Annotated in this window: 7 protein-coding genes; all 7 read right to left on the bottom strand. The window is 59.3% G+C overall.

The features are described from left to right. Nucleotides 1-380: 380 nt before the first annotated feature. On the bottom strand, nt 381-929 hold the full coding sequence (gene sufT, locus SVU69_13390) for a putative Fe-S cluster assembly protein SufT (GenBank protein ID MDY6943991.1): 549 nt from the start codon (nt 927-929) through the stop codon (nt 381-383). A 34-nt stretch (nt 930-963) separates the two neighbouring features. Then, nucleotides 964-1413 carry an SUF system NifU family Fe-S cluster assembly protein gene (locus SVU69_13395; GenBank protein ID MDY6943992.1) on the bottom strand — a complete coding sequence of 150 codons (450 nt, stop codon included), beginning with the start codon at nt 1411-1413 and terminating at the stop codon, nt 964-966. Beyond that, the gene (locus SVU69_13400; protein MDY6943993.1) at nt 1413-2681 is read right to left on the bottom strand and encodes a cysteine desulfurase; all 1269 of its coding nucleotides are present in this window, start codon (nt 2679-2681) and stop codon (nt 1413-1415) included. The genes SVU69_13395 and SVU69_13400 overlap by 1 nt, the downstream gene beginning before the upstream one ends. Continuing rightward, nucleotides 2678-4021: a Fe-S cluster assembly protein SufD gene (gene sufD, locus SVU69_13405; GenBank protein MDY6943994.1), complete on the bottom strand. Its 1344-nt coding sequence runs from the start codon at nt 4019-4021 to the stop codon at nt 2678-2680. The genes SVU69_13400 and sufD overlap by 4 nt, the downstream gene beginning before the upstream one ends. Beyond that, nucleotides 4018-4773, bottom strand: a complete 756-nt coding sequence (gene sufC, locus SVU69_13410) for a Fe-S cluster assembly ATPase SufC (GenBank protein MDY6943995.1) — start codon at nt 4771-4773, stop codon at nt 4018-4020. The genes sufD and sufC overlap by 4 nt, the downstream gene beginning before the upstream one ends. Before the next feature lie 42 nt (nt 4774-4815). Next, nucleotides 4816-6264, bottom strand: coding sequence for a Fe-S cluster assembly protein SufB (gene sufB, locus SVU69_13415; protein MDY6943996.1), 1449 nt, complete (start codon nt 6262-6264; stop codon nt 4816-4818). A gap of 108 nt (nt 6265-6372) precedes the next feature. Further along, nucleotides 6373-6834, bottom strand: a complete 462-nt coding sequence (locus SVU69_13420) for an SUF system Fe-S cluster assembly regulator (GenBank protein ID MDY6943997.1) — start codon at nt 6832-6834, stop codon at nt 6373-6375. Between the last annotated feature and the right edge of the window lie 274 nt (nt 6835-7108).

Consider the following 7108-nt stretch of genomic DNA (forward strand, 5'->3'; position numbering starts at 1 on the left):
CAGTCCGGCCGGTCGGCCACCAGCTCCAGTTCAAACCCATAAAGACCACTGAGCCGCTCTTCGCCACGAAAACTCAGGACGTCCCAATACTCACCCGTGGATAGCTCAAAATGAAAGCCCGCTGCGGTGGTCATAGTATTTTTTCTTATCGAGAATTTTATGGGGATTTTGGTATTTTTTCGGCGGGCCCGAGCCAAATCTTGATGGTTCGTCGGCCTTGCACCCACTCAGGCGAGCTTAACAAACCAAGCCGCCGGAGCAAAGTCCCAATGCGCTCGGCCAAGGCTGGGGCGTCAGTTCACCAACGAGGGGGGAATGCGGATTCAATGGCCACTCGCGATCGCGAGTGGCCATTTGGACGAAACGGAGAAAAGCGGGCTTTAGTAGAGCCCGGTTTGAAGCTTGGCCTCTTCGGACATCATGCCCTGATGCCAGGGCGGGTCGAACACCACTTCCACCCGAGCGTTGACCACGGTGGGCACCGCTTCCACCTTGGCCCGCACGTCATCGGCGATGATGTCACCCATACCGCAACCCGGCGCGGTGAGGGTCATTTTGACGTTCACTTCCCGTTCGCCGGCGGGCGTTTTTTCGATTTCGCACGTGTACACCAGGCCGAGATCGACGATATTGACGGGAATCTCCGGGTCGTAGCAGGTTTTCATCTGATCCCAGATGGTTTTTTCCACTTCCGCATCCGTGGCGCCTTCCGGGAGTTCCGGGCCGGGTAGTGGCTCCTTGCCCAGGGCGTCGGCGTCTTTGCCGGCAATGCGGACCAGATTACCGGCGTAATACGCGGTAAAACTGCCGCCCAGCGCCTGGGTGATGAGCAGCTCGCCCCCTTCCGGCAAGACCACTTGATCGCCTGAGGGAATCATCACCGCCAGACAGTCACGCTTGAGTGCAACAGGTTCGCCTGTGGAATACATCTGGACCTCTCGCGTCCCGGTTCGCCGGGACGGGTTATTCGGTGGTGACCAATTCGTCCGTGCCCTCCAGCGCGGAGTGCAGCGTATGCCAGCATAAAGTGGCGCACTTGACCCGCGCCGGGTAGTCCTTAACGCCCGAGAGCGCCGCCAGTTTGCCGAGTTTTTCCATATCCGGGGGTGTTTCGTTCTGCCCGGTGAGCATGTGATGCATTTGTTGGAACAGCGCCTCGGCCTCTTCTACGGTTTTGCCCTTGAGCTGTTCGGTCATGAGAGAAGCCGACGCGGTGGAAATGGCACAACCCGAACCGAGAAAGCTCAAATCGGCAATCACGCCATCTTCCAGCACCGCGTAGATCACGAGCTTGTCGCCGCACAACGGGTTGTAGCCTTCGGCGATTCGCGTGGCGTTCTCGATTTTGCGGAAATTACGCGGACTCCGGTTATGGTCCACGATGATGTCCTGGTAAAGCTGGCGAAGCTCCATTAACGATCTCCGGCGAGGATGGACCGCGCACCCTTGAGCGCGCTGACGAGTGCGTCCACCTCCTGATGGGTGTTGTAGAAGGCAAACGATGCGCGCGCGGTGGCGGGCACACCGAAATGATCCATCACCGGCATGGCGCAATGATGGCCCGTTCGCACCGCCACCCCTTCGTGGTCCAGGATGGTACCCAAATCGTGCGGGTGCACATCGTCCAGAACAAAGGAAATTACAGCCGCTTTGTGGGCCGCCGTGCCAATGATCCGCAAGCCGGGAACGGCCTCGAGCCGCTCGGTGGCGTAGGCCAGCAAATCGGCTTCATGGGCGGCGATCCGGTCCATGCCGGTCGCTTCCAGGTAGTCCACCGCGGCACCCAAACCGATGGCGCCGGCAATGTTGGGGGTGCCTGCCTCGAACTTGTACGGCAAGGCGTTGTAGACGGTCCGATCGAAACGCACCATCTTGATCATGTCGCCACCGCCTTGATAAGGCGGCATGGCCTCCAGCAAGGCCTCTTTGGCGTAGAGCACACCGATGCCGGTGGGTCCGAACATTTTGTGTCCGGACAAGGCGTAAAAATCGCAATCCAGCGCCTGCAGGTCCACCGCCATATGCGGCACCGACTGGGCCCCGTCCAGCAGCACCGGAACGCCCTGTTGCCGCGCCCGCTCAATGATGCGCTCGACCGGATTGATGGTGCCCAAAGCGTTGGACACATGCACCACCGCGACCAGCGCCGTACGTGGACCCAGCAAGCGCTCGAACGCTTCCATATCCAGCTCGCCGCGGTCGTTGATCGGCACCACTTTCAACTCACAACCGGTCTGCTCGCGAACCAATTGCCACGGCACGATATTGGCGTGGTGCTCCATCTCGGTAATCAGGATTTCATCACCGGGCTTAATCCGGGGGCGGGCAAAAGACTGTGCCACCAGATTGATCGCTTCCGTGGTGCCCCGCACAAAGACGATTTCCCGCTCCGAGCGGGCGTTGAGAAAACGCCGAACCTTCTCCCGCGCGCCCTCGTAAGCGGCGGTGGCCCGCTCGCTTAAGGTGTGCACGCCACGATGGATATTGGCGTTATCCCGCTCATAGTAGTGCGATACAGTGTCGATCACCGACCGCGGCTTCTGGGTGGTGGCGGCATTGTCCAGGTACACCAGCGCTTTGTCCCGAATCTTCTGGTGTAACACGGGAAAATCCGCTCGAATGCGGGCCACATCCAGACCGGCGGCAGTGGTTGTATTCAGCTGTTGGACCGGCTCTTTCATAGCAAATCCTTCAAACGCCCGGATTCGGGCAAGCGGCCTTTGACAATGCTTTCCAGCCGATCCCGAATCGGCGCATGGGCGAGCCCGTCGATAACTTCTTCAACAAACCCGAAGACCAACAGATCGCGGGCGGTGTCGGCATCCAAAGCCCGCGAGCGCAGGTAGAACAGCGCCGTCTCGTCCAACTGACCCACGGTGGCACCGTGACTGCATTTGACGTCGTCGGCGTAAATCTCAAGCTCCGGTTTGGTGTCAATCTCCGCCTGACCGGACAGCAGCAGATTGGGATTCGATTGGCGCGCTTCGATTTTCTGCGCGTCAGGACGCACAACCACCCGACCGTTGAATACGCCCCGGGCACGGCCGCTGAGAACACCTTTATAAGACTCGTCGCTGCGGGTATGGGGTGCCATATGATCGATGCAGGTGTGATTGTCCACGTGCTGCCGGCCACCGGCCATGAACAAACCGTAGAGGCGCGCCTCGGCACCGGGCTCGGTCAATGCCGCCCGGATGTCGTTGCGCACCAGCAGCCCGCCCAGGTTGATGTTATGGGACACGTAACGGCTGTCGCGGCACTGATGAACATGCACGCTGGCCACATGAAAGCTCTTTTCGCTCTCCTGCTGCAGCTTGTCGTGCGCGAGCACGGCGCCTTCGCCCAGAACAATTTCCGTGACCGCGTTTTGGAAATTGGTGGCCTCGTCCAGTGCCACATAGTGCTCGATGACCGATGCCTGGCTGTTGCGCCCCGCCACCACCAAAACGCGCGGATGACTGATCACCGACTCGGCACCCCCGGTGGAGGCGAACACCAAATGGATGGGCCGCTCGCAAACAGCGCCGTCTTCCAACTGGACACAGGCGCCGTCGTCCAAAAAGGCGGTGTTGAGGGCGGCAAAACCGCTAAAGGCCGGCTCGCCGTAGCGCCCGAGATGGGTCTGCACTGCCTCGCCGCCCTCGTCCAGAGCACGCACCAGGGTGTTTAAGCGTACACCGCGCGGCAACTCGTCCAGCGAGGTGGAAAACGCCGGCGTAAATCGACCGTTTATGAATACCAAACGGTGAGCATCCAGTTCGGGAAAAACCGCCGCTTTGAGGCGCTCGGCATCGACCTGCGCCAACTCGGGCGTGGCCGCCTGAAAAATGCGCGAAACGATGGGCCGAACGTTGGTGTATTTCCAATCTTCCTCGGTCGGCGCGGGGAATCCCTGCTCGCCGAAACGGTCCGCGGCGCGTTGGCGCAATTCGGCCAACCACGGCGGATCACCCGCCCGCGCTCGCACATCATCGCGATAACGGCGCAAATACGCCTGTGCCGATTCGCCGAGCTCGCTCATGCCGAGGCCGCCTCCGCCCGAACCCAATCGTAACCGCGCTCTTCCAACTCCAGGGCCAAGGTCTTATCGCCCGACTTGGCGATGACACCGTCGGCCAACACGTGGACAAAATCGGGTTGCACGTAATCCAGCAAGCGCTGGTAATGGGTCACCATCACCATGGCCCGATCATCCGCCCGGCAGGCGTTGACACCGTCGGCCACAACCTTGAGCGCGTCGATGTCCAAACCCGAGTCGGTTTCGTCCAAAATCGCCAAACGCGGCTCCAGCACCAGCATTTGTAGGATTTCGTTGCGCTTTTTCTCGCCGCCGGAAAAGCCCACGTTGACCGCGCGCTTCAAAAAGCTCTCGTCCATGCCCATGAGCTTCATCTTTTCCCGCACCAGACCGAGGAATTCAAAAGCGTCCAGCTCCGGCTCGCCGCGGTGCTTGCGAATCGCATTCAATCCGGCCTTGAGCAGGTACACATTGTTGACGCCGGGAATTTCCACCGGATATTGAAAGGCCAGAAACACCCCTTCCCGGGCGCGCTCTTCCGGGTTCATCTCCAGCAGATTCTCACCGCCATAGGTGATACTCCCTGCGGTGACTTCGTATCCACCGCGTCCGGACAGCACGCTGGCCAAGGTGCTTTTACCCGAGCCGTTGGGGCCCATGATGGCGTGGACTTCGCCCGCGTTCACTTCGAGATTCAGTCCTTTGAGAATCTCGCGATCCTGGACCTTGGCATGGAGGTTTTCGATTTTCAGCATCATGACTCTCTGCAAATTGATTCGCTGGCCGCGTCGGGAGGCTTAACCCACCGCGCCTTCTAAACTCACACTCAACAGGTTCTGCGCTTCCACCGCGAACTCCATGGGGAGTTCCTTGAAGACTTCCTTACAAAACCCATTAACGATCATATTCACGGCATCCTCTTCCGAGATGCCCCGCTGCATGCAATAGAACAACTGGTCTTCGCCGATCTTGGAGGTGGTGGCCTCATGCTCCACCTGGGCCGTGGCGTTTTTGACCTCCACATACGGGTAGGTATGGGCACCGCAGCGATCGCCCATCAGCAGCGAGTCACACTGGGTGTAGTTGCGGGCGCCTTCCGCGCTGCCGAGAATCTTGACCAAACCGCGATAGGACTGCTGGCCGAAGCGGGCGGAAATCCCCTTGGAGACGATGGTGCTGCTGGTGTGCTTGCCGATGTGGATCATCTTGGTGCCGGTATCGGCCTGCTGATGGTTGTTGGTGGTGGCAACGGAGTAGAACTCGCCCACCGAGTGATCGCCACGCAGAATACAACTGGGATATTTCCAGGTGATGGCCGAGCCCGTTTCCACCTGGGTCCAGGAAATCTTGGAATGGTGACCCCGGCAATCGCCCCGCTTGGTGACGAAGTTGTAGATTCCGCCTTTGCCATTTTCATCCCCCGGATACCAGTTTTGCACCGTGGAGTATTTGATCTCGGCATTGTCCAAAGCCACCAGTTCCACCACTGCCGCGTGCAGTTGATTTTCATCACGCATGGGGGCGGTGCAGCCTTCCAGGTAACTGACGTGAGCGCCCTCGTCGGCAATGATCAAGGTACGCTCGAACTGACCGGTGTTGGCCGCGTTGATGCGGAAATATGTGGAAAGCTCCATGGGACAGCGCACGCCCTTGGGCACATAGACGAACGAACCGTCGGAAAACACCGCCGAGTTGAGCGCCGCAAAGAAGTTGTCCGTATGCGGGACGACCGTACCCAAATACTGTTCGATCAGCTCCGGCACTTGCTGTACCGCTTCGGAGAAGGAACAAAAAATCACACCGGCTTCGGCCAGTTTTTCTTTAAAGGTAGTGGCCACCGATACGCTGTCGAACACCGCATCCACCGCCACCCCGGCCAGCCGTGCCCGCTCGTGCAGCGGGATACCGAGTTTGTCGTAGGTTTCCAAAAGCTTGGGATCCACTTCGTCCAGACTCTTGGGTGCATCGTCTTTGGACTTGGGCGCCGAGTAGTAGGAAATAGCCTGGTAATCCACCGGCGAAAAGGACACATGCGCCCAGCGCGGCTCTTGCATGGTCAGCCAATGGCGATACGCCTGAAGACGCCACTCCAGCAAAAAAGCCGGTTCCCGCTTTTTGGCCGAGATGAGACGAATCACGTCTTCGTTCAAGCCCGGCGGAACCGTGTCGGACTCGATGTCCGTAATAAAACCCGCCGCATACTCTCGCTTAAGCAGCTTGTCTAAATCTTGCTGTTGGCTTGCCATGGCTTATCACTCCCAACATTTCGCGCCGACGGTGGGTCGCCTGTGTAGCGACGCCGAAACGGCCGTTCGGCCGGCGAAGAAATTCGTTATCTGCATTCGGCCCCGGATTCAGCTGGAGCCGAAACGCATGCGGTAATCGATTAACGGTACGGCCGGCGCCGGCTCATCCATGGGCCGCGCCATCTGCTCTAAGGTGATGTCCGTCAGCGAATCGCGCACGGCTTGATTGATCAACGACCAATTGCCGCGCAAAGGGCAAACAGGTTCCTGGTGGCAGGCACCCTCGTCGGTGCTGCATTCGGTCAAACCCAGCGGACCTTCGATGGCATCGATGATCTCCAACACCGAAATGCTCTCCGGTCCGCGCGCCAATCGGTAACCACCCCGCGCCCCGCGATAGGAAACCAAAAGCGCCTGCTTGGCCAGTTCTTTGAGCAATTTTCCCGCGGTCGCGACGGAGACACCGGTTTGTGCAGCGATTTGCGCCGCATTGAACAGCTCGCTGGGACTGCGGGCCATGTGCACCATCACCATGACCCCATAGTCGGTCATCTTGCTGATTCGGAGCATCGCAACACCCGCCGCAAAAAGTAGGACTAAATCAGTCCGAATTCGTTCCCGATAAAAGGCGCCGCAAGCGCCCCATTTCCTCAAGGGTCGCCATTGTAACGCCGCGGCGGAACAACGAGCAAACATCAATTGCGGCCGAAAGCGCCAGCCCTGGCCCGACCACCTCGTCATCGCGAAGAGGCATCGGCCGACGCGGCGGTCCATGCCGCCTCGATCAATACATCAACGTTCGGGATCTACTCATTGCCCTATGGCTTGCCTCGTCGCTTCGTTT

The sequence above is a fragment of the Pseudomonadota bacterium genome, from assembly GCA_034189865.1.
Lineage (GTDB): Bacteria > Pseudomonadota > Gammaproteobacteria > UBA5335 > UBA5335 > JAXHTV01.

What these genes read in the sequence shown, in the direction of transcription:
- sufT (MDY6943991.1), bottom strand. Translation starts at nt 929, where the DNA reads ATGTATTCCACAGGCGAACCTGTTGCACTCAAGCGTGACTGTCTGGCG.
- SVU69_13395 (MDY6943992.1), bottom strand. Translation starts at nt 1,413, where the DNA reads ATGGAGCTTCGCCAGCTTTACCAGGACATCATCGTGGACCATAACCGG.
- SVU69_13400 (MDY6943993.1), bottom strand. Translation starts at nt 2,681, where the DNA reads ATGAAAGAGCCGGTCCAACAGCTGAATACAACCACTGCCGCCGGTCTG.
- sufD (MDY6943994.1), bottom strand. Translation starts at nt 4,021, where the DNA reads ATGAGCGAGCTCGGCGAATCGGCACAGGCGTATTTGCGCCGTTATCGC.
- sufC (MDY6943995.1), bottom strand. Translation starts at nt 4,773, where the DNA reads ATGCTGAAAATCGAAAACCTCCATGCCAAGGTCCAGGATCGCGAGATT.
- sufB (MDY6943996.1), bottom strand. Translation starts at nt 6,264, where the DNA reads ATGGCAAGCCAACAGCAAGATTTAGACAAGCTGCTTAAGCGAGAGTAT.
- SVU69_13420 (MDY6943997.1), bottom strand. Translation starts at nt 6,834, where the DNA reads ATGCTCCGAATCAGCAAGATGACCGACTATGGGGTCATGGTGATGGTG.